This window comes from Rhodospira trueperi, assembly GCF_900101965.1.
Taxonomy (GTDB): domain Bacteria; phylum Pseudomonadota; class Alphaproteobacteria; order Rhodospirillales; family Rhodospirillaceae; genus Rhodospira; species Rhodospira trueperi.
Map to the genome: position 1 here is coordinate 119,064 of NZ_FNAP01000003.1, position 21,379 is coordinate 140,442.

Below are 21,379 nucleotides of genomic sequence, written 5' to 3' on the forward strand. Positions count from 1 at the left end.
GCCTTGCTTGGCCTTGAGGTGTCGGCCCCTGGCGAATGTCTGAGGGCGTCCAATCCGTTGCCACGCCTGGGGGCGGGACCCAACGTCGTGCACCGGCACGACAGCCCCGAACCTGCGGACATTTGGAAAACCGGACGCTGAGCCATAAGAGAAGAAGCGATGTCGTCGTGACCGCCCCATATCCCTTGACAGCTATTGTTCGGACATAAGCTCACACTCCCCCAAAAAAAGCAAACGAAATAGCGCGTGGCTCAAAAAGGGGCTGCCCCGATGAAACGCACCGGCGCCTGTCGGACCGCGCCGGCCGGCGTTGATCGCGGCGGCGCGAGGGGTTGACTCCACCACTGGTGGAATTCCACCTATTCCCCGGGCACTGGCTTGCGACTGTACACAGCGGCCGGACGGGACTTGCAGCCCGCCCGGCGTGCGTCTTCACGCCAGCGCGACCGAAGAAGCGCCGTTCAACCCGCCGACCCTGCTGCGCCGCGCGCCGGGGTATGATACACGATCTCCACCATCGGATTTTCCGGGCGCGCCGCGTCGCGCGCCCCCACCCCTGACATTCCAGACCCACACAGAGGACCCATGACTGTCGTCACCCGGTTCGCACCCTCGCCCACGGGCTTCCTGCACATCGGCGGCGCCCGCACGGCGCTGTTCAACTGGCTGTACGCCCGCCATCACGGCGGGCGCTTCTTGCTGCGCATTGAGGACACCGACCGCGCCCGCTCCACCCCGGAGGCGGTGGAGGCCATCTTCGACGGCCTGCGCTGGCTGGGCCTGGACTGGGACGAGGAGCCGGTGTTCCAGTTCAGCCGCGCCGCGCGGCATGCCGAGGTAGCGAATGCCCTGCTGGCCGAGGGCAAGGCCTACCGCTGCTATGCCACCCAGGAGGAGTTGGCGGCGATGCGCGAGGCGCAAAAGGCCGCCGGCCAGCCCATGCGCTATGACGGCCGCTGGCGCGACCGCGACCCGGCCGACGCGCCCGAGGGCGTGCCCCCCGTCATCCGCATGAAGGCCCCGCGCGACGGCGAGACGGTGATCGAGGATCAGGTGCAGGGCCGGGTGACCGTGGCCAACGACCAGCTTGACGACATGATCCTGCTGCGCTCCGACGGCACGCCGACCTACATGCTCTCCGTCGTCGTGGACGACCACGACATGGGCATGACCCATGTCATTCGCGGCGACGACCACCTGACCAACGCCTTCCGCCAGTCGCAGCTCTACCGCCTGATCGGCTGGGAGCCGCCGGCCTTCGCCCATATCCCGCTGATCCACGGCCCGGACGGCGCCAAGCTGTCCAAGCGCCACGGCGCGCTGGGCACCGAGGCCTACCGCGACATGGGGTTCCTGCCGGAGGCCATGCGCAACTACCTGCTGCGGCTGGGCTGGGGTCACGGCGACGACGAGATCATCAGCGACGCCCAGGCCCGCGACTGGTTCGACCTGGACGGGGTGGGGCGTTCGGCGGCGCGGTTCGACACCGTCAAGCTGACGAGTCTCAATGCCCACTGGCTGCGACAGGCCGCGGATGCCCGGCTGGTGGACCTGATCGCCGGCCGCCTGGGCCAGCCGGTGGACAAGGAGGGCCGCCAGCGCCTGCTGGCCGGCATGGCGGGCCTGAAGGAACGCGCCAAAACCGTGGTCGAGTTGGCCGACAGCGCCGCGTTCTATGTGCGGCCCCGGCCGCTGGCGCTGGACGACAAGGCGAAGAAGCAGGTGACCGGCGATGGCGCCGAAACGCTGGCGCTGCTGCGCGACCGCCTGGGCGCGGTCGAACCCTGGGACCGCGAGGCCCTGGAGGCCGACGCCCGGGCCGTGGCCGAGGACCGGGGCCTCAAGCTGGGCAAGGTGGCGCAGCCGCTGCGCGCCGCCCTGACCGGCTCCACGGTCTCGCCGCCCATTTTCGAGGTCATGGAGATTATGGGACGGAACGAAACCCTGGCCCGCGTGGACGACTGCTTGGGCAACAACGGGGAGGCCTGAGACCAGCGCGACAATTCTGAGAAACCTGGGGGATCGCGCCGCCGACGCTTGAATTCGGCCCACGGGCGGGCAACATGACGACGGGCACGAAACCGCGTTTCGCCGTCGGTTCGGCCCTTGGGGCGTGTTGGCGAGTGGCGGCATCACGTTGCTTGACGCCGTGGCGGGCCCCATCGATTCGGAAGGACCAGCCGACATGACGAAAAACAATACCGTCACCATCACCGACAACCGCACCGGCGCGACCTACGACCTGCCCATCCTGGACGGAACCGTGGGGCCGAGCGTGGTGGACATCCGCAAATTCTACGCCGAGACCGGCATGTTCACCTACGATCCCGGATACACCTCGACCGGAAGCTGCGAGTCCGCCATCACCTATATCGACGGCGACCAGGGCATCCTGTTGCACCGGGGCTATCCCATCCAGGATCTGGCCCCCAACTGCCGATTCCTTGAGGTGGCCTATCTGCTGCTGAACGGCGACCTGCCCAACAAGGCGGAGTTCGACACCTTTGAACAGGCCATCACCATGCACACCATGGTGAACGAACAGATTCACAAGTTCCTGGAGGGGTTCCGGCGCGATTCCCACCCCATGGCCGTGATGTGCGGTGTCGTCGGCGGCCTCGCCGGGTTCTACCATGATCAAACGGACCTGTCCGACCCCCATCACCGCATGATCGCCTCGCACCGGCTGATCGCCAAGGTCCCGACCATCGCCGCGTGGGCCTACAAGTACTCGATGGGTCAGCCGCTGATGTATCCGCGCAACAACCTGCGCTATGCTGCCGACCTGTTGCAGATGATGTTCGCGGTGCCGTGCGAGGACTATGTGGTCAATCCGGTGCTGGCCCGGGCCCTGGACCGGATCCTGATCCTGCACGCCGACCACGAGCAGAACGCCTCGACCTCGACCGTGCGCCTGACCGGATCGTCCGGTGCCAACCCGTTCGCCTGCATCGCCGCCGGCATCGCCTCGCTGTGGGGACCCGCCCATGGCGGCGCCAACGAGGCCGTGCTGAACATGCTGGAGGAGATCGGCACGCCGGATCGCGTGAACGAGTGCGTCAAGCGGGCGAAGGACAAGGATGATCCGTTCCGCCTGATGGGGTTCGGCCACCGCGTCTACAAGAACTACGACCCGCGCGCCAAGATCATGGCCCAGACCTGTCACGAGGTTCTGGAAGAACTGGACATCAAGGATCCGCTTCTGGATGTGGCCATGGAACTGGAGCGGATCGCATTGGAAGACGAGTACTTCGTCGAACGCCAGCTGTACCCGAACGTCGATTTCTATTCGGGCATCGTCTTCCGCGCCATGGGCATTCCGACCTCGATGTTCACCGGCATGTTCGCCGTCGCCCGCACCACCGGCTGGGTGGCGCAGTGGAACGAGATGTTCGTGGATCCGGCGCAGAAGATCGGCCGGCCGCGGCAGCTCTACACCGGCCCCACCCAGCGGCAGTTCGTGCCCCTGGATGATCGGTAGGCCGAGTCCCTGGTCTATCGCCACGGGATCCCTACATGATGGGGCGGGCAGCCTTTGGCGGCCCGCCCTTCTTGTTTGGAATGGAGACGCCCATGTCCGTCGAGACCGACCAGCCCGCGCCCGACTTCTCCATGCCCACCGACGGTGGCGGCCACGTGTCGCTGGCCGATCTTAAGGGCAAGACGGTCGTGCTGTACTTCTACCCCAAGGACGACACCTCCGGCTGCACCAAGGAGGCCATCGCGTTCAAGGAGGCACTGGCCGACTTCGAGGCGGCCGGCGCGGTCATCGTCGGCGTCTCCAAGGACCCGGTGACCAAGCACGATAAGTTCAAGACCAAGCATGACCTGCCCTTCACCCTCGCCTCCGACGCCGACGGCGACGTCTGCGAACGCTACGGCGTGTGGACGGAAAAGAGCATGTACGGCAAGACCTACATGGGCATCGAGCGCACCACCGTCCTCATCGACGGCGCCGGCGTGGTGCGCAGGGTCTGGCCCAAGGTGAAGGTCGCCGGCCATGCCGAGGCGGTGCTGGAGGCCGTGCGGGGCCTGGACTGAGGCGCGGGCCCGCCTCGTCCTCGATCATGGCCTATCGTCGCCGCCACACCGCGTTGCGTTAATCTAGAATCACCTAACGTGCCCTAGCCCTTTGCAATTGAAGCAAATCGTCGTCGCGATCCGGTCCGGATCGCTCGGGATTTGCTCCGGCCATTCTTTTTCCAAGCAAATCGTCGTCGCGATCCGGTCCGGATCGCTCGGGATTTGCTCCGGCCATTCTTTTTCCAAGCAAATCGTCGTCGCGATCCGGTCCGGATCGCTCGGGATTTGCTCCGGCCATTCTTTTTCCAAGCAAATCGTCGTCGCGATCCGGTCCGGATCGCTCGGGATTTGCTCTAATCCGCCCTCGTCTCCGCCGCTTCGTGGCGGGCGACGGCGGCCTTGGCGGCCTCCAGCAGGGCCCGAGCGTCGATGCCACGTTCCGTGGCGTCGGTCACCCAGAGGTCCTCGACCGCCTCGAACGTCGCCAGAAAGCGCGCCGTCTCCGCCTCGGACACCGTGATCAATTCGTTGCCGTTGGCAGCCGCCATCTCCATGACGCGCGGTTCGACCGCGTCCCAGATCGCACCGGCCTCGCGCGCCAGATCAGGCCCGGTGTGGGCGTCCAGGATCGCCCGCAGGTCGTCGGGGAGGGCCTCGTAGCGGTCCTTGTTCATCGCCAGCAGGAAGGTGGTGGTGCCGAAGCGGTGTCCGCCCGCCAGTTCGGTGTGGTGACGGGCGATGTCGATGACCCGCAACGGCAGCGCCACCTCGAAGGGAATGAAGGCCCCGTCCAGCACCCCGCGTGACAGCGCCTGGGGCACGTCGGGCACCGGCATGCCAACCGGTTCGGCGTTCATGGCCTCGATCATCCAGGTGCCGGTGCGGGACGGCACCCGCAGCTTCAGGCCGGCCGCGTCCTCCAGCGTCCGCACGGGCGTGTCGACGGTGTGCAGTGCCTGCCCGGAGTGGACATGGACCAGAAGCGGATGCACGTCCTCGAAATCCTGGGCCAGGAAATCATCCATCAGGTCCTGAATGGCCAGATTGGTGACCACCGCACTGCCGCCGTGGACGCTGGGCAGGTCGAACACCTCGGCATGGGGAAACGCGCCCGGCGTATAGCCCAGCACGGTCCAGATGATGTCGGCCACGCCGTCGCGCGCCTGTTGGTACAGCTCCGGCGGGGCACCGCCCATGGTCATGGAGGGGAAGAACTCGAAGGCGATGCGCCCGCCGGACTCGGCCTCAATCCGCTCGGCCCAGGGCTCCAGGAACGCGGCCTGGTTGGTGGCCTTGGCGCTGAGGAAGTGATGCACGGTCAGGGTGACCTCCTGCGCCTTCAGAAGGCCGGGCGCCATCGCCGTGGCGGTGATCAGGGCGGCCGCCGCGACGGTGGCCCTCCAGGATATCGTCATCGGACGGTCCCTCCGGATGGGTGCGCCCAGGTTGAAGCCCCGGCGCCGGTTGCATGGCACCGCATCGTAGCCGATCGGGGCAGCTCTTCAACATCATCGGGATACGGGCTCATTCATGCGCACGCGCCTTTTACGGGCGCCGCTTCTTCCGGAGGAGTGCCGTGCGCCCGCCGGAACCCTCCGGAGAGGGGCCGTCGGCCCACTTTTCCATAGTATCGAGATTGAAATGGTCCTCCAGCGACCATAGGTCCTGCCAAAGGCATCTCGCCTTTTTAGGTTATTTGTACGCTAACGCTCCTAGTCAGTGGTGTCACCTCTCCTTCTCGCGGGACCACACACCCGGCGACGCTCTGCCGGACAGAAACAACGAGGCCGCAAATGCTCAAGTCAATCCGCATTGGCACCAAGCTGTACGGGGGATTCGGTGTCATCCTCGTCCTCCTGACCATCCTCGGCGTCAGCACGGTCCTTTCGGTGTCGGGTGTCGACACGGATTTCGAGGACTATCGGGACCTGACCCAGTCCGGCAACGAAATCGGGCAGGTTCAGGCGAACATGCTGATGATGCGCCTGGGCGTGAAGGACTTCGTCATCGACGGCAGCACCCAATCCGTTGCGCGGGTCAACGAACGGGCCGCCGAGACGCAGGACGCCATCGCGACCACGCGCCGCCTGACGCGGGATCAGGAAGCCCTGGAACTGCTGGAACAGATCTCCGATCGCTTGGATGAGTACACGAGCGCGTTCGGCCGGGTTACCGCGTTGCAGGCCCAGCGCGACGAGGTGGTCTCGACGCTGCAGACCGTGGGTCGCGCGGCGGAGGAAGCGCTGGACACGATCATGCGCACCGCGAACGAAGACAACGACGCCGCGGCCGCCTACATCTGCGGCCTCAGCCTGCGCCGCTTCCTGCTGGCCCGCCTCTCGGCCTATGCGTTTCTTCAGAACGGCAAAGACGCGGCCTACCAGGACGCAGTGGGACACCTCGATGCTTACGCCAAGCGGCTGGACCAGCTGGCGGGCATGCTGTCCGACCCGGAGCGGGTCTCCCTGGCGGCCGAAACCAGGGACCTGGGCCTGACCTACCGCGAAGAGCTCGGGACCCTGCGCGACCGCCTCACCGAACGCAACGACATCATCGTCAACACGCTGAATACGATTGGCCCGACCATCGCCGGGCGCATCGACGACTTCAAGGCCGAGGTGCGCAGCGAACAGGCCGTCCTGGGTGACCGCTCCGAGCAGTCCATCGGCCAGACCATCGTCATCAGCCTGATCCTGACCGTGAGCGCGCTCGTCATAGGCGTCGCCGCCGCGTGGATGATCGGCGCCGGCATCAGCGGGCCGATCCAGGCGATGACCGCGGCCATGGGGCGGCTCGCCAACAAGGACTACGGGGCGACGATTCCGGCCCAGGACCACAAAGACGAGATCGGCGACATGGCCAAGGCGGTGCAGACCTTCAAGGACGGCATGCAGAAGGCCGACGATCTCGCCGCCGAGACCGCGGAGCAGGCGCGCAGGCGGGACGCGCGGGCGCAGCGGATCGAACAGATCAACACCGAGTTCGACAGCAAGGTCGGCGCCGTGCTGGAGACCGTCTCCTCGGCGGCGACACAACTGCAGACCACGGCGCAGACCATGGCCTCCATCGCCGAGGAGACCAACTCCCAGGCGACCACGGTCGCGGCCGCCTCCGAGGAGGCTTCGACCAACGTCCAGACGGTGGCGTCCGCGGCCGAGGAGCTGTCCTCGTCGATCAGCGAAATCGGGCGTCAGGTGCAACAGTCGACGGACATCGCCAGTCAGGCGGCGGCGGAAGCCCGGCGGACCAACGACGTCGTTTCCGGGCTGGCCGATTCGGCGCAGAAGATCGGCGAGGTGGTCGACCTGATCACCGACATCGCCGACCAGACCAACCTGCTGGCGCTGAACGCCACCATCGAGGCCGCCCGGGCCGGCGACGCCGGCAAGGGTTTCGCGGTCGTGGCCAACGAGGTCAAGAGCCTCGCCAGCCAGACCGCCAAGGCCACCGAGGATATCGGCCGTCAGATCGGTGCCGTGCAGACCGAGACCCGAACCGCCGTGTCGGCCATCGAATCCATCGCCGACATCATCAACCGCATCAACGAGGTGACCTCCACCATCGCCTCGGCGGTTGAGGAGCAGAACGCGGCGACGCAGGAGATCGCGCGCAACGTCCAGCAGGCCAGCCAGGGCACCACCGAGGTCTCCGAGACCATCGTCGGCGTGACCGACGCGGCCCGCGAGGCGGGCTCGGCGGCCGAGACCGTGCTCCAGGCCACCCAGTCGCTGAACGAGCAGTCCACGCACCTGAAGGGACTCGTCGAACGCTTCCTTGGGGATGTCCGCGCCACCGACTGAGACCGTCCGGCCGATGCCGTGACCCGTTCGCCGAACCGTCGTTGTCTTGGCTCCCCAGATCCCTCCGGCCCTTTGGGGCGTTCGGGATGACGCCCTATTCCTTGGCGATACGCGTCATCCCGACGCGTCCGGAGGACGCGAGGGATCTCGACGAGAGACGTGCGACGGTCCTGACCCGCGTGCGGTGCTGAAGAGGGCCCAGGTGTTTTTCCGCACCCCGCTCGAGCGCGTTGCGTGGGGTCTGACTCACGCAACGCGCCCTATTGAATTGAAGGCTTATTCACTTGGCTCCGGCAGACTCCGATATGGTGCGATGCAATCCCGCTCTGGCACACATGTTGGGGTTGCCGGAGCCAAGTGAATAAGCGGGTTGACTTGATCGTGATGCAAATCGTGGTCGCGATCTGGTCCGGATCGCCCGGGATTTGCTCTAGTACTGCCGCAGCAGCCCCACCAGCCGGCCCTGGACCTTGACCCGGTCGGCCGGCAGGACCTGGGTGCGATAGGCCGGGTTGGCGGGCTCCAGCGCGATGGATTGCCCCTTGCGGCGCAGGCGTTTCAGCGTGGCCTCCTCACCGTCCACCAGGGCCACGACGATGGTTCCGGATTCGGCGGTGTCACAGCCGCGAATCAGCACCGTGTCGCCGTCCAGGATACCGGCCCCGATCATCGAATCGCCCTCCACCGTCAGGGCGTAGTGATCCCCCCGGCCGAGCAGGCCGGCCGGGACGTCGATCAGGTTGGAGGTGTCGGACAGGGCGGCGATGGGCGTGCCGGCGGCGATCTTGCCCAGAAGCGGCAGTTGCACGGCCTCAAGGGCGTCGGGAACGGCGGCCCCGGCAAGGGCGTGACCGCCGAAATCGCCGCGAATGACCTTGGCATCGAAGCCACCGGTGGGCGCCGCCGGGGGCCGGGCACCGGCCGCACTCTCGGCCGGGACGGCCTCGCCGGGCCGGCGCAGGATCTCCAGGGCGCGCGCCCGGTGCGGCAACCGGCGGATGAAGCCGCGTTCCTCCAGCGCCGAAATCAGGCGGTGGATGCCGGACTTGGAGCGCAGGCCGAGCGCGTCCTTCATCTCCTCGAAGCTGGGCGCGACCCCGGACTCGCCAAGGCGCTGGTCCAGAAAGACGAGAAGCTCGTGCTGCTTGCGTGTCAACATGGGGTGCTGCCCTTCCCTGCCTTTCCTGTCCCTGCCCTTCGCGTCGCCCGGCGGCCGTCCGCATTGGCCCGCGCCCACCGTCAAGGGTGAACAAAGGCGGTACGACCTTCTTTCGTTCTACTTTGGTTCCAGCGGGAGGTCAAGAGGCCGGCGCGGTCATGGTGAACACAGGATGGGGCGAGCGGCTCAGGACGGGGTCATCCGCAGCTTGTATGCCGGAAACTCGGCCGCCCATCCACAAGGCGCCACCCCATTGACCCACACCCAGTCCCGCGCTTGAGTGGACGCTCGTTCCGCTCGCGCACAGGATTCCGCCTCGCCATGACGCACCAGACCGCGCTGACCTATCCCGACGCCCTGATCCGCCAGATCCTGGCCGACGTGAAGACCATCGCCATGGTCGGCACCTCGGCCAACTACAACCGGCCCAGCTACTTCGTCATGAAGTACCTGATCGAGAAGGGCTATCGGGTGATCCCGGTCAACCCGACCCAGGCCGGCAACACCATCCTGGGCGAGACGGTCTACGCCAGCCTTGCCGACGTGCCCGAGCCGTTCGACATGGTGGACATCTTCCGGGGCTCGGAGGCCGCCGGCGGGGTGGTGGACGAGGCCATCACCGTGGCCGCCGACAAGGGCGTCAAGGTCGTGTGGATGCAGCTCGGCGTGCGCAACGACGCGGCCGCCAAGCGCGCCGAAGCCGCCGGCCTGACCGCCATCATGGACCGCTGCCCGAAGATCGAATACGGCCGTCTGGGTGGCGAACTGGGCTGGTACGGGGTGAACTCCGGCGTCATCAGTTCGCGGGCCAAGCGCGCCCCCGGCCACGGCGCCGGCGCGGCCGGCAAGACCGACTACGGCTTTTCCACCCGCGCCATCCACGCCGGGGCGGCCCCGGACCCGACCACCGGCGCCCGCGCCACCCCCATCTATCAGACCACGTCCTATGTGTTCGACGACGTCGACCAGGCCGCCAGCCGCTTCAATCTGCACAACTTCGGCCATGTCTACGCGCGGCTGTCGAACCCCACCGTCTGCGTGCTGGAGGAGCGCATCGCCAACCTGGAGGGCGGGCGCGCCGCCTGCTGCGCCGCCTCCGGCCACGCGGCCCAGTTCCTGACCTTCTTCACCCTGCTGGAGCCCGGCGACGAGTTCCTCGCCGCCCGCAACCTGTACGGCGGGTCGATCACCCAGTTCGGGCTGTCGTTCAAGAAACTGGGCTGGACCTGCCACTTCGTCGATCCGACCGACCCGGAGAACTTCCGCCGCGCCCTGACCGAAAACTGCAAGGCCATCTTCCTGGAGGTGCTGGCCAATCCCGGCGGCATCGTCGTGGACGTGGAGCGGGTCGCCGAGATCGCGCGCGAGGCCGGCATTCCGCTGATTGTCGACAACACCATGGCCACGCCCGCCCTGTGCCGTCCCATCGAGTGGGGCGCCGACATCGTCACCCACTCGACCACCAAGTTCCTGTCCGGCCACGGCAACGCCCTGGGCGGGGCCATCGTCGAATCGGGCCGCTTCGACTGGGCGAAGAGCGGCAAGTTTCCCTCCCTGGCCAAGCCGGAGCCGGCCTATCACGGCCTGACCTTTTACGAGACCTTCGGGGATTTCGCCTTCACGACCAAAGCCCGGGCGGTGGCCCTGCGCGATTTCGGCCCGACGCTGAGCCCGCAGAACGCGTTTCTGACCCTGATGGGGATCGAGACCCTCCCCTTGCGCATGCGCCAGCATGTGGCGAATGCCAAGACCGTGGCCGAGTATCTGGCCGGTCACCCCAAGGTGGCCTGGGTGTCACACGCCGGCCTGCCGGACTCGCCCTACAGGGCGCTGGCGGAAAAGTACCTGCCGGGCGGGCCGGGGGCTGTGTTCACCTGCGGTCTGAAGGGCGGATTCGAGGCCGGGGTGAAGGTGGTGGAGGGGGTCAACGTCTTCAGCCACCTCGCCAACATCGGCGACACCCGCAGCCTGATCCTGCACCCGGCGTCCACCACCCACCGCCAGCTTACGGATGAACAGCGGGCGGCGGCCGGGGCCGGCGACGACGTGGTGCGGCTGTCCATCGGGCTGGAGGACGCCGCCGACCTGATCGCCGACCTGGAGCAGGCCTTGGCGGCGGCGTGACGTCAGCGGGTCTCGTTTTTTGGTTGTCCGGTCCCGTGGTGTCCGGCCTTCATGAGGCCGGCCGGCGTCGGCCGACAGGGCTTCCGTCCCGGCGGGAAGCGGGCTATGGTCCCGCCCTTCCTCGCCAACCCGGGCGCGCGGGCATGCGGCGCCCCTCATCAGGAACCGACGAGTCATGGCCAACATCAAGGAACGCGGACAGTTCGTCCTCGCCAGCGGCAAGGATCTGGCGGCCGCCGCCAACGCCGACGCCAAGGGCCTCGCCCGCTTCACCGGGCTGTCGGAAAAGGCCGTCACGACAGTCCTCAATGGCGGCAAGACGACCTGGGTGCGCTGCGCCAAGGTGGTCCGGGCGCTGAACGCCATGGGCGCCAAGGACGCTGGCACGGACGCCATCAGCCGTCAGGGCGAGTAGGCGCGGGTCGCCGCCTCCCGCCGGACTCGATGGTTTTGGTCGCCCGCTGGGCTCGGGGTTGCACCGCCCGGCGGGCTCGGGTAAGCCGAAGCCCGGATCGATGTCGCCCTTTCCCCGCCCCGGAGTGCCCCGGTGAAGCACGCCCTCAGCCTGTTTGTCGGCCTGTATGTCCTGTGGCTGCTGTTGTCCGGCCACTGGGACGACCCGTTGTTGCTGGGCCTGGGGGTGACGTCGGCGGCGCTGACGGTGTTCGTCGCCTGGCGCATGGAGGGCCTGGACCACGAGGGCGTCCCCGTCGCCGTGGTCCTGCGGGCGCTGGCCTACTGGCCGTGGCTGCTGTGGCAGATCGTGCTGTCCAATCTGGCGGTGGCACGGTGCGTGCTCAATCCGGATCGGATCGCGCCGCGCATGACCTGGGTGCCGGTCAGCCAGAGCACCGATTTGGGCAAGGTGATCCTGGCCAACTCCATCACCCTGACGCCGGGCACGATCTCGGTGCAGGTGGACGGCGGGCACATTCTGGTCCACGCGCTGGAGCCGGGCAGCATCCATGACCTGTTCGGCGGCGAGATGGACCGCCGCGCCGACTGGGTGGAGGGCTCGCTGGACCGCCCCGCCCAAGCCGACCGAACCACCGACCCGACCACGGGGGGCGCCTGATGGAAGCCACGGCCAGCGTGTTCGTTCTCGTCACCATGGCGCTGGCCCTGGCGCGGGCCGTGCGCGGCCCAACGGTCTATGACCGCATCGCGGCGGTCAACGCCTTCGGCACCATGACCGTGCTGGTGCTGGTGCTGGTGGGCTTCCTGACAGACCGTCCGGAGTTCGAGGACATCGCCCTTCTGTACGGCCTCATCAACTTCGCCGGCACCATCGCCGTGCTGAAGTTCGTGAAGTACAGCAGTCTGGCGGGGCCACAAGAGCCGCGGCCCGCCGCCCCCCGCGCGGAGGGCCGCCGATGAGCCTCGTTCTCGACATCCTGAGTTGGGCGTTGATGGTCACCGGCGGCGTCTTCTGCCTGCTGTCCGGGGTCGGCCTGCTGCGCTTTCCCGATGTCTTCACCCGCATCCACGCGGCCAGCCTGGGCGACACCCTGGGCGCCGGGTTGATCCTGCTCGGCCTGCTGCTCCAGGCCGGGCTGGGGGCCGATCTGGTGGGCATCAAGCTGGTGCTGATCCTGGTGTTCCTGCTGTTCACCAGTCCGGTGGCCACCCATGCCCTGGTGCAGGCCGCGCTGCTGGACGGCCTGAAGCCGTGGACCCGCGACGGCCGCCCAACCGAGGGCTCGCTGAACCCGGACGACCCGGCGGAGGACGACGCCTTCATCCGCGACGCACGCGACGGCGGGAGGCGATAGCGGCCATGGAACAGGTCATCGACATCGTCCTTCTGGCGTTCATGGTGGTTGTCGCCCTGGCCATGATCCACCTCCGCAATCTGTTCGCGGTGGTCATGCTGTCCGGCATCTTCAGCCTGCTGTCGGCGGCCCTGTTCGTGGTGATGGACGCCGTGGACGTGGCCTTCACCGAGGCCGCCGTGGGCGCCGGCATCTCCACCGTGCTGATGCTGGGCACCCTGGCCCTGACCGCGCGCGAGGAGAGCCCCCGGCCCCGCCGTCACGCCCTGCTGCCGCTGGCGGTGGTCACGGTCACGGGCGCGGCTCTGATCTACGGCACCCTGGACATGCCCCACTTCGGCGATCCGGACGCGCCGATCCACCAGCATGTGGCCCCGCGCTACATCGTCGACAGCCCGCGCGAGGTCGGCCCGCCCAACATGGTCACCAGCGTGCTGGCCAGCTATCGCGGCTATGACACCTTGGGCGAGACCACGGTGATCTTCACCGCCGGCATGGGCGTCATGGTGCTGTTGGGCGGACTGAGAAGCCGACGGCGGAAGCGGCGCGACCCGGCGTCTCCCGGATCCGACACGGGGGAGACGCGGCCATGAGGACCCATTCCGTCCTGCGCACCTCGACCAAGCTGCTGATGCCGCCGATCATGCTGTTCGCGCTGTATGTGCAGTTCCATGGCGACTACGGCCCCGGCGGCGGGTTTCAGGCCGGGGTGATCTTCGCCGTCGCCTTCATTCTGTTCACGCTGATCTTCGGCCCCGCGCGCGCCCGCCGGGTGGCGCCGGAGTGGGTGACGACACCGATGTGCGCGCTCGGCGTGCTGCTGTACGCCGGCGTCGGGGTGGCCACCATGCTGCTGGGCGGCACATACCTCGACTACAACATGCTGGCGCACGATCCCCATCACGGCCAGCACCTGGGCATCCTTCTGGTGGAACTGGGCGTCGGCCTGACGGTGTGGGCGGTGATGGTCACCATCTTCCTGACCTTCGTCGAGCGCCACGCCCAGCGCGAGGCGGCGGCCGACCCCGACGCCGAGGAGGACGGCCATGCTTGAGACCGTTCTCGGCCTGTACAACTACTGGATCGTCATCGTGCTGATGATGGCGGGGTTCTACACCGTCATCGCGCGCGGCAATCTGGCCAAGAAAGTGATTGGCCTCAACATTTTCCAGACCTCCGTGTTCCTGATGTACATCACCATGGGCGCGGTGGAGGGCGGCACCGCCCCCATCGTCGGCGCGGGGACGACGCTGTACTCCAACCCGCTGCCGAGCGTGCTGATCCTCACCGCCATCGTCGTCGGTGTCGCCACCACGGCGCTTGGGCTGGCGCTGGCGGTGCGCATCCGCGAGTCCTTCGGCACGCTGGAGGAGGACGAGGTGCTGGCGCTTGAACACCGCATGGACGGGGAGGCCTGAGCCGCCGATGCCCTCCCTGCTGAGCCAGAATTTGCCCGCGCTTCAGGTCGTGCTGCCGCTGATCGCCGCGCCCCTGTGTCTGTTCCTGCGGCCGCCGAAGCTGGCGTGGCTGTTCGCGCTGGCGGTCAGCGGCGCCGCCTTTGCCATCGCCGTCGCCCTGGTCGGCGCCGTCGCCGCGAACGGCGCCTTCAACTACGAGATGGGCGGCTGGGCCGCGCCGTGGGGGATCGAGTACGTCATCGATCCGCTGGATTCGTTCATGCTGTGTCTGGTGACGGGCATCGCCACGCTGGTGCTGATCTACGCCGGTCCCAGCGTCGAGGCGGAGATCCCGCGCGGCCAGATCCCGGTGTTCTATGTCCTGTTCCTGCTGTGCCTGACGGGTCTGCTGGGGATGGTGGCCACCGGCGACGTCTTCAACCTGTTCGTCTTCCTGGAGATTTCGTCGCTGTCCACCTATGCCCTGGTGGCCATGGGCCGCGATCCCAGGGCGCTGACGGCGGCCTATCGCTATCTCATCCTGGGCTCGCTGGGCGCCACGTTCTACGTCATCGGCATCGGTCTGCTGTACATGATGACCGGCACGCTGAACATGGAGGATCTCGCCCGACGCATCCCCGAGGTGGGGGAGACCCGGACCATCTCGGTGGCCATCGCGTTCCTGGCCGTGGGGCTGGCGCTGAAGCTGGCGCTGTTCCCGCTGCACAAGTGGCTGCCCGGGGCCTACACCCACGCGCCGTCGGTGGTCACCGCCTTCCTGGCGGCGACGGCGACCAAGGTGGCGATCTACGTCCTGGTGCGCATCTTCTTCACCGTGCTGGGGCCCATCGACGCCTTTCAGACCCTGCCGGCGGCGATGTCGGAAACCCAGGTGGTGAGCATCCTGGCCATCCTCGCCATGCTGTCGGGCTCGGCGGTGGCCATTTTCCAGTACAATCTGAAGCGGCTGTTCGCCTACTCGTCCATCGCCCAGGTGGGCTACATGATCCTGGGCATCAGCATGGCCTCGATCACCGGCATGACGGGCGGGCTGGTGCACATGATCAACCACGCCATGATCAAGGGCGCGGTGTTCATGGCGCTGGGCGCGGTCATCCTGCGCATCGGCGCGTGCGACATCCGCCGCCTGGACGGCCTGGGCTATCGCATGCCGGTCACCATGGCGGCGTTCGTGATCGCCGCGCTCAGCCTGATCGGCGTGCCCGGCACGTCGGGTTTCATCAGCAAGCTGTATCTGGTGAAGGGCGCCATGGAGGCCCAGAACTGGGTCATGGTGACAGCCGTTCTGGTGTCCTCGCTGCTGGCGGTGATCTACATCTGGCGGGTGCTGGAGGTGGCCTATTTCCGCGCCGCGCCGGCCGACGCGCCCAAGGTGCGCGAGGCGCCCCTGGTCATGCTGGCGCCGCTGTGGATCCTCGCCCTCGCCAACATCTATTTCGGGCTGGAGACGACCTACAGCGTCGGCCTGACCGAGGCGGCGGCGGACTTCATCCTGAATTACGTGCCCGGCGAGGGACCGACCTGGGAACATCCCTTGTTCGATGATGGCCACGGCTACGGGGCCGACCATGGACCGGGGCACGGCGGCGGCCATGTCCCCGAAGCCGAACAGGGCGCCCATGCGCCGGGGGTGGACCTGTGATTTTCGGCCTCGACATGACGCAAACCATCGGCGCCAGCCTGATCCTGCCGGCGTTGGCGGCGCTGCTGACGCTGGTGCTCGGCCGCTGGCCGAACGTACGCGAGGGCGCGACCCTGCTGGTCGCTTTCGCCCTGGGGGCCATGGTGTTCTCGCTGCTCGGCCCGGTGCTGGTGGGGGCGCGTCCCGGCCTGACCCTGTGGGAGGTCATCCCCGGCGTGCCACTGGCCTTCTCCGTCGAGCCGCTGGGTCAGATCTTCGCCATGATCGCCAGCCTGCTGTGGATCGTCACCACGATCTATTCCGTGGGCTACATGCGCGGCAACAACGAGCACGCCCAGACCCGCTTCTACGCCTGTTTCGCCGTCGCCATCGTCTCGGCCATGGGCATCGCCTACGCCGGCAACCTGCTGACGCTGTTCCTGTTCTACGAACTGATGACCATCAGCACCGTGCCGCTGGTCACCCACAAGGGCACAGACGAGGCCAAACGGTCGGGACGCGTCTATCTGGGCATCCTGATGGGCACGTCCATCGGCCTGCAGCTGGCGGCCATCATCGCCTGCTGGATGCTGGCGGGCAGCCTGGATTTCGTGCCGGGCGGGCTGCTGGCCGGCAAGATCGAGGGCTGGCCGGTGCTGGTGCTGCTGGCGCTGTTCGTGTTCGGCATCGGCAAGGCGGCGGTGATGCCGTTCCATCGCTGGCTGCCGGCGGCCATGGTGGCGCCGACGCCCGTCTCCGCCCTGCTGCACGCCGTCGCCGTGGTCAAGGCCGGCGTGTTCACGGTGGTCAAGGTGGTGGTTTACGTCTTCGGGCTGGACCTGCTCAACGGCACCGCCGGCACCGAGTGGATCGCCGCCTTCGCCGGGTTCACCATCCTGGCGGCGAGTTTCGTCGCCCTGCGGCAGGACAACCTGAAGCGCCGACTGGCCTATTCCACCATCAGTCAGTTGAGCTATGTGGTGCTGGCCGCGCTGATCCTGGCGCCGCTGTCGGTGATGGGCGCGGCCCTGCACATCATGGCGCACGCCTTCGGCAAGATCACGCTTTTCTTCGCCGCCGGCTCCATCTACACCGCCGCGCACAAGACCGAGATCAGCCAGCTTGACGGCATCGGCTGGAAGATGCCGGTGACGATGGGCGCCTTTTTCATCGGCTCGCTGTCCATGATCGGGGTGCCGCCGACGGCCGGCTTCGTCTCCAAGTGGTTCATGCTGTCCGGGGCCTACGACGCCCAGGCGTGGGCGGCCATCGCCGTCATTTTCGCCTCCACGGTGCTGAATGCGTCGTACTTCCTGCCCATCGTCCATCGCGCCTTCGCCACCCGGCCGGCCCCGGTGGACCCGGAGCACGACCACGGCGAGGCGCCGACACCCATCGTCGTGGCGCTGAGTTTCACCGCCCTGGGCAGCCTGCTGTTGTTCTTCTTCCCGGATTCCTTCCTGGCCCTGGCCGAACAGCTTGTGGGAGGACGACCGTGACCCACACCGACACGGGCACCGACGCGCCGCGCATCGTTCAGGTGACCGAACTGCCGCCGTGCGGCACCATGCCGCTGACCCGGGCGCCCGACGAAAAGCAGCCCTGGTTCGTCACGCCGAAGGGCATCCGGATCCTGTGGTGGGGGTTCGGCATCGTGCTGGCGCTGACCGTTTTGGCCGAGGTGTTCGTCCACCTGCATCCGCATTTCGGCGTCGATGGCTGGTTCGGCTTCCATGCCTGGTTCGGCTTCCTGAGCTGTGTCGCCATGGTGCTGTTCGCCAAGGGCCTGGGCGTGGCCCTGAAGCGCAAGGACACGTACTACGATGCTGGGTAACGTCTCCCCCGGTCTGTTCCTGATCCTGGGCGGGCTGCTGCTGCCGATGCTGCCGCGCGGCGGCCGCATGGCCATGACGCTGCTGGCGCCGCTGATCGGCCTCGCCCATGTCTGGACGCTGCCCGACGGCGTCGCCTCCTCTGTCGAGTACCTGGGCTACACCCTGGAACTGGTGGAGGCCGACGCCCTGTCGCGCCTGTTCGGCACCATCTTCGGACTGATGGCCGTGGTCGGCGGTCTTTACGCGCTGCCGCAGAAGAAGGTCCTGGAGAGTGCCTCGGCCCTGGTCTACGCTGGCGGCGCCATGGGGGTGGTGTTCTCCGGCGACCTGCTGGGCGTGTTCATCTATTGGGAGCTGATGGCCATCGCCTCGACGCTGGTCATCTGGTCGTCGAACACCGACAGAAGCCGCGCCGCCGGCTTGCGCTATGTCTTCATCCACCTGTTGGGCGGCGTGGTGCTGATGGCCGGGATCACCGGCCAGATCACGGCCACCGGCTCGGCGGACTTCACCGCCATGCAGGCGGACTCCTGGGCCACCTGGATGATCCTGATCGGCTTCCTAATCAACGCCGGGGCACCACCGCTGACGGCGTGGCTGCCCGACGCCTATCCGGAAGGCTCGTGGAGCGGCACCGTCTTCCTGTCCGCCTTCACCACCAAGACCGCCGTCTATGTACTGCTGCGCGGCTTCCCGGGCACCGAGATCCTGATTTGGGTCGGCCTCTACATGGTGTTCTACGGCATCATCTACGCGCTGCTGGAAAACGACATGCGGCGCATCCTGGCCTATTCCATCATCAACCAGGTCGGGTTCATGGTCTGCGGCATCGGCATCGGCACCGAGATGGCGCTGAACGGCGCCGCCGCCCATGCCTTCGCCCACATCATCTACAAGGCGCTGTTGCTGATGAGCGCGGGCTCGGTGCTGTACATGACCGGCCTGCGCAAATGCACCGATCTGGGCGGGCTGTTCCGGACCATGCCGATCACCGCGTTCTGCGGCATCGTGGGCGCGCTGGCCATCTCGGCGTTCCCGTGGACCTCCGGCTTCGTCACCAAGTCGATGATCACCCAGGGTGCTGCCGACGAGCACATGATGTGGGCCTGGATGCTGTTGCAGGCGGCCAGCGCGGGCGTGTTCCTGCATGCCGGCATCAAGTTCCCCTGGTTCGTGTTCTTCCAGAAGGACAGCGGCCTGCGCCCGGACGAAGCGCCGCTGCCGATGATCTTCGCCATGCTGCTGTTCGCCGGACTGTGCATCTTCATCGGCGTGTGGCCGGATCCGCTGTACATGCTGTTGCCGTACCCGGTCGAGTACGAGTCCTACACTGGCGCCCATGTGGTCACCCAGCTTCAGTTGCTGCTGTTCTCCGGACTGGCGTTCTTCATCCTGCTGCCGCTGATGAAGCGGACCCTGACCCTCACCCTGGATTGGGACTGGATGTGGCGGGTCGCCGGGCCGGCCACAGCGAACTTCCTGCTGCGCACGGTGGGGCCGGTGTGGACCGGCGGACTGGGCGCCGCGCGGCGCGGCATCGGCGGTCTGATCGCGCTGATCGCGCGCACCCACGGCCCGTACGGCGCCCTGGGCCGCGCCTGGCCGATCAACGCCTCGGCGGGCATGGTGGCGCTATTCCTGCTGCTGTATCTGCTGCTGTTCTTTCTGTGACCGGAGGCGTGACGCGGAGGCTGGCGCCGCCCCCCGCTCCGCGCGACCCCATCACGCGGGTATCGCATGACCGACAAACGCTGGGAGACATCGACCTGACCATGAAACGACCCCCAGACCCCGATCCGTGGGACCTTCCGGGAGAACGCGCCATCAAGCGCGTGCTCGCCTCGAAGCTCGTGGAGGCCATGGAAGAGCAGGGCCTGTCCCGCGACGCCATGGCCCGACGCATGGAAATCAGCCAGAACGACCTGGACCACCTGTTGGATCCGAACGCCGACACCGTGTCGCTGTCGGTGCTGGGCCGCGCCGCGCGGGCGCTGGGACGGTCGATCTCGCTTCAGTTGATCTGATCCGAAAACCGCTTGATTGGTTCGCGTTCTTCGACCGGATTTCCGTAGGTTGGGGTGAAGTGCCACGCACCGAACCCCAACGGATCCGACCGATGTTGGGGTTCGCTGCGCTCACCCCAACCTACGCATTTGCGAACGGATCAAACGGACTTCGTATGATCCCGCGAGGATCCGGCAGCGGCGGCGGCCCGCTCCAGACGGCCGGCGGCTCGCGAGCGCCCGATCAGCGGCAGCAGCGCCGCCAGTTCCGGACCGTGATCGAGCCCCGTCAGGGCCAGCCGCAACGGCATGAACAGCCCCTTGCCCTTGCGCCCGGTGGCGGCCTTCAGGGCCCCGGTCCAGGCGCCCCAGGTGGCCCCGTCCCATGGCTCCTCGGGCAAGGCCTCCAGGGCGGTGCCCAGAAAGCCCGCATCTTCCGCCGCGCGCGCGCGCGGGACGATGTCGCCGAAGGCAACGGCGTGCCATTCCCCGGCGTCGGCGAGCCGGTCCAGGTTGCCGCGAATCGCCTCCCAGAACGCCGCGCCACCGTCGGCGCGCAGCGCCCTCAGCCGCGGCTGCGCGGTCTCGTAGGGCATGGCGTGCAGCAGCCGAGCGTTCAGGCGCGCCAAGTCGGCCGGATCGAACTTCGGCGTCGCCCGCCCGAAGTGCGACAGGTCGAAGCCGTCAACCAGGGACGCCAGGTTGGAAGCCGGCGCGATATCGTCCGATGTGCCCAGACGCGCCAGCAGGGCGTTGACGGCCATCGGCTCCAGGCCGTCGGCGCGCAGATCGGCGAGCGACAGGCTGCCCAGGCGCTTCGACAGGCCCTCGCCGCCGGCATCGGTCAGCAGCGACAGATGGGCATAGGCCGGCGGCTCCCCGCCCAGCAGGCGACAAAGCTGGATCTGCACCGCCGTGTTGACCACATGGTCCTCGCCCCGGACCACATGAGTGATGCCCATGTCGATATCGTCCACCACCGACGGCAGGGTGTAGAGCAGCGTGCCGTCCTCGCGCACCAGGACCGGGTCGGACAGGTGGGCGGAGTCGTAGTGGCACGGTCCGCGCACCAGATCGTCCCAGCGGATGTCCTCGTGATCCAGTCTCAGGCGCCAGTGCGGCCGGCGGCCCTCGGCCTCAAGGCGGGCGCGCTCGTCGTCGGACAGCGACAACCCGGCACGGTCGTAGATCGGCGGCCGGCCCATCGCCCGCTGACGGCGGCGCTTGTACTCCAGTTCCTCCGACGTCTCATAGCAGGCGTACAGCCGCCCCTCGGCCGTCAGGCGCCCGACGATCTCGGCATGGCGGTCGGCGCGGGCGGACTGGAATGCCTCCTCGTCCCAGGTCAGGCCCAGCCAGCGCAGATCCTCCCGGATGGCCTCGACGAATTCGGGGCGGGAGCGTTCCGCGTCGGTGTCGTCGAAGCGCAGCACGAACACGCCGCCGGCCCGACGGGCGAACAGCCAGTTGACCAGGGCGGCGCGCGCGTTGCCGACATGCAGGCGGCCGGTGGGACTGGGGGCGAAGCGGACGCGGACGGTGGACATGACGGCGGGCTCGGTCAGTGGGGACGGACGGCGGCGGTTGTCGCACGACCGCGCCCGGGACGCCAGAGGGCAGGCGC

General features: G+C 67.6%; 21 protein-coding genes. 17 read left to right on the forward strand and 4 right to left on the reverse strand.

From position 1 onward, the window contains the following. The first annotated feature begins 585 nt into the window (after window positions 1–585). The 3 genes from gltX (BLS85_RS05695) to bcp all read left to right on the forward strand — a co-directional run bounded on the left by gltX (BLS85_RS05695) (window position 586) and on the right by bcp (window position 4,041). On the forward strand, window positions 586–1,989 hold the full coding sequence (gene gltX, locus BLS85_RS05695; RefSeq protein WP_092783551.1) for a glutamate--tRNA ligase: 1,404 nt from the start codon (window positions 586–588) through the stop codon (window positions 1,987–1,989). A gap of 196 nt (window positions 1,990–2,185) precedes the next feature. After that, window positions 2,186–3,481: a citrate synthase gene (locus BLS85_RS05700; RefSeq protein WP_092783554.1), complete on the forward strand. Its 1,296-nt coding sequence runs from the start codon at window positions 2,186–2,188 to the stop codon at window positions 3,479–3,481. Window positions 3,482–3,573: 92 nt separating this feature from the next. Continuing rightward, window positions 3,574–4,041: a thioredoxin-dependent thiol peroxidase gene (gene bcp / locus BLS85_RS05705; RefSeq protein WP_092783556.1), complete on the forward strand. Its 468-nt coding sequence runs from the start codon at window positions 3,574–3,576 to the stop codon at window positions 4,039–4,041. 69 nt (window positions 4,042–4,110) lie between these two features. Here bcp and BLS85_RS18630 read toward each other — a convergent pair whose 3' ends face one another. Beyond that, entirely contained in the window at window positions 4,111–4,332 is a 222-nt protein-coding gene (locus tag BLS85_RS18630) for a hypothetical protein (RefSeq protein WP_143027098.1), read from the reverse strand. Window positions 4,333–4,376: 44 nt separating this feature from the next. Then, complete coding sequence (locus BLS85_RS05710; RefSeq protein ID WP_092783559.1) at window positions 4,377–5,438, reverse strand: TRAP transporter substrate-binding protein; 1,062 nt, start codon at window positions 5,436–5,438, stop codon at window positions 4,377–4,379. 378 nt (window positions 5,439–5,816) lie between these two features. Here BLS85_RS05710 and BLS85_RS05715 point away from each other — a divergent pair, with 378 nt between their 5' ends. Next, window positions 5,817–7,823, forward strand: coding sequence for a HAMP domain-containing methyl-accepting chemotaxis protein (locus BLS85_RS05715; RefSeq protein ID WP_092783562.1), 2,007 nt, complete (start codon window positions 5,817–5,819; stop codon window positions 7,821–7,823). A 430-nt stretch (window positions 7,824–8,253) separates the two neighbouring features. Here the strand turns inward: BLS85_RS05715 and lexA are convergent, their stop codons facing one another. Beyond that, window positions 8,254–8,982 carry a transcriptional repressor LexA gene (gene lexA / locus BLS85_RS05720; protein ID WP_092783565.1) on the reverse strand — a complete coding sequence of 243 codons (729 nt, stop codon included), beginning with the start codon at window positions 8,980–8,982 and terminating at the stop codon, window positions 8,254–8,256. Between the two features lie 321 nt (window positions 8,983–9,303). Between lexA and BLS85_RS05725 the strand changes: the two genes are divergently transcribed. From BLS85_RS05725 to BLS85_RS05785, 13 genes are all read left to right on the forward strand, one after another. Next, complete coding sequence (locus BLS85_RS05725; RefSeq protein ID WP_092783568.1) at window positions 9,304–11,106, forward strand: O-acetylhomoserine aminocarboxypropyltransferase; 1,803 nt, start codon at window positions 9,304–9,306, stop codon at window positions 11,104–11,106. A 175-nt stretch (window positions 11,107–11,281) separates the two neighbouring features. Then, window positions 11,282–11,521, forward strand: a complete 240-nt coding sequence (locus tag BLS85_RS05730) for a hypothetical protein (protein ID WP_092783570.1) — start codon at window positions 11,282–11,284, stop codon at window positions 11,519–11,521. Between the two features lie 132 nt (window positions 11,522–11,653). Next, complete coding sequence (locus BLS85_RS05735) at window positions 11,654–12,181, forward strand: Na+/H+ antiporter subunit E (RefSeq protein ID WP_092783573.1); 528 nt, start codon at window positions 11,654–11,656, stop codon at window positions 12,179–12,181. Continuing rightward, window positions 12,181–12,483, forward strand: a complete 303-nt coding sequence (locus BLS85_RS05740; protein ID WP_092783577.1) for an MrpF/PhaF family protein — start codon at window positions 12,181–12,183, stop codon at window positions 12,481–12,483. Before BLS85_RS05735 ends, BLS85_RS05740 begins: the two co-directional genes overlap by 1 nt. Next, the gene (gene mnhG, locus BLS85_RS05745; protein ID WP_092783580.1) at window positions 12,480–12,878 is read left to right on the forward strand and encodes a monovalent cation/H(+) antiporter subunit G; all 399 of its coding nucleotides are present in this window, start codon (window positions 12,480–12,482) and stop codon (window positions 12,876–12,878) included. Before BLS85_RS05740 ends, mnhG begins: the two co-directional genes overlap by 4 nt. A 5-nt stretch (window positions 12,879–12,883) precedes the next feature. Then, window positions 12,884–13,471, forward strand: coding sequence for a DUF4040 domain-containing protein (locus BLS85_RS05750; RefSeq protein WP_092783583.1), 588 nt, complete (start codon window positions 12,884–12,886; stop codon window positions 13,469–13,471). Continuing rightward, a complete protein-coding gene (locus BLS85_RS05755; RefSeq protein WP_092783586.1) occupies window positions 13,468–13,932 on the forward strand; it encodes a Na(+)/H(+) antiporter subunit B in 465 nt (154 codons plus the stop codon). Before BLS85_RS05750 ends, BLS85_RS05755 begins: the two co-directional genes overlap by 4 nt. Continuing rightward, window positions 13,925–14,296 carry a cation:proton antiporter subunit C gene (locus BLS85_RS05760; protein WP_092783589.1) on the forward strand — a complete coding sequence of 124 codons (372 nt, stop codon included), beginning with the start codon at window positions 13,925–13,927 and terminating at the stop codon, window positions 14,294–14,296. Before BLS85_RS05755 ends, BLS85_RS05760 begins: the two co-directional genes overlap by 8 nt. Before the next feature lie 7 nt (window positions 14,297–14,303). Further along, window positions 14,304–15,938, forward strand: a complete 1,635-nt coding sequence (locus BLS85_RS05765) for a monovalent cation/H+ antiporter subunit D family protein (RefSeq protein ID WP_092783592.1) — start codon at window positions 14,304–14,306, stop codon at window positions 15,936–15,938. Between the two features lie 14 nt (window positions 15,939–15,952). Then, window positions 15,953–17,416: a proton-conducting transporter transmembrane domain-containing protein gene (locus BLS85_RS05770; RefSeq protein WP_092784033.1), complete on the forward strand. Its 1,464-nt coding sequence runs from the start codon at window positions 15,953–15,955 to the stop codon at window positions 17,414–17,416. Next, window positions 17,413–17,751, forward strand: a complete 339-nt coding sequence (locus BLS85_RS19415; protein ID WP_245699097.1) for a hypothetical protein — start codon at window positions 17,413–17,415, stop codon at window positions 17,749–17,751. Before BLS85_RS05770 ends, BLS85_RS19415 begins: the two co-directional genes overlap by 4 nt. After that, window positions 17,741–19,423 (forward strand): Na(+)/H(+) antiporter subunit D, encoded by a 1,683-nt coding sequence (locus BLS85_RS05780; protein ID WP_092783595.1) that lies wholly within the window; start codon window positions 17,741–17,743, stop codon window positions 19,421–19,423. The genes BLS85_RS19415 and BLS85_RS05780 overlap by 11 nt, the downstream gene beginning before the upstream one ends. 101 nt (window positions 19,424–19,524) lie before the next feature. Continuing rightward, window positions 19,525–19,776: an XRE family transcriptional regulator gene (locus tag BLS85_RS05785; protein WP_143027099.1), complete on the forward strand. Its 252-nt coding sequence runs from the start codon at window positions 19,525–19,527 to the stop codon at window positions 19,774–19,776. A 140-nt stretch (window positions 19,777–19,916) separates the two neighbouring features. Here the strand turns inward: BLS85_RS05785 and gltX (BLS85_RS05790) are convergent, their stop codons facing one another. Further along, complete coding sequence (gltX, locus tag BLS85_RS05790) at window positions 19,917–21,302, reverse strand: glutamate--tRNA ligase (RefSeq protein WP_092783601.1); 1,386 nt, start codon at window positions 21,300–21,302, stop codon at window positions 19,917–19,919. Window positions 21,303–21,379: the final 77 nt, after the last annotated feature.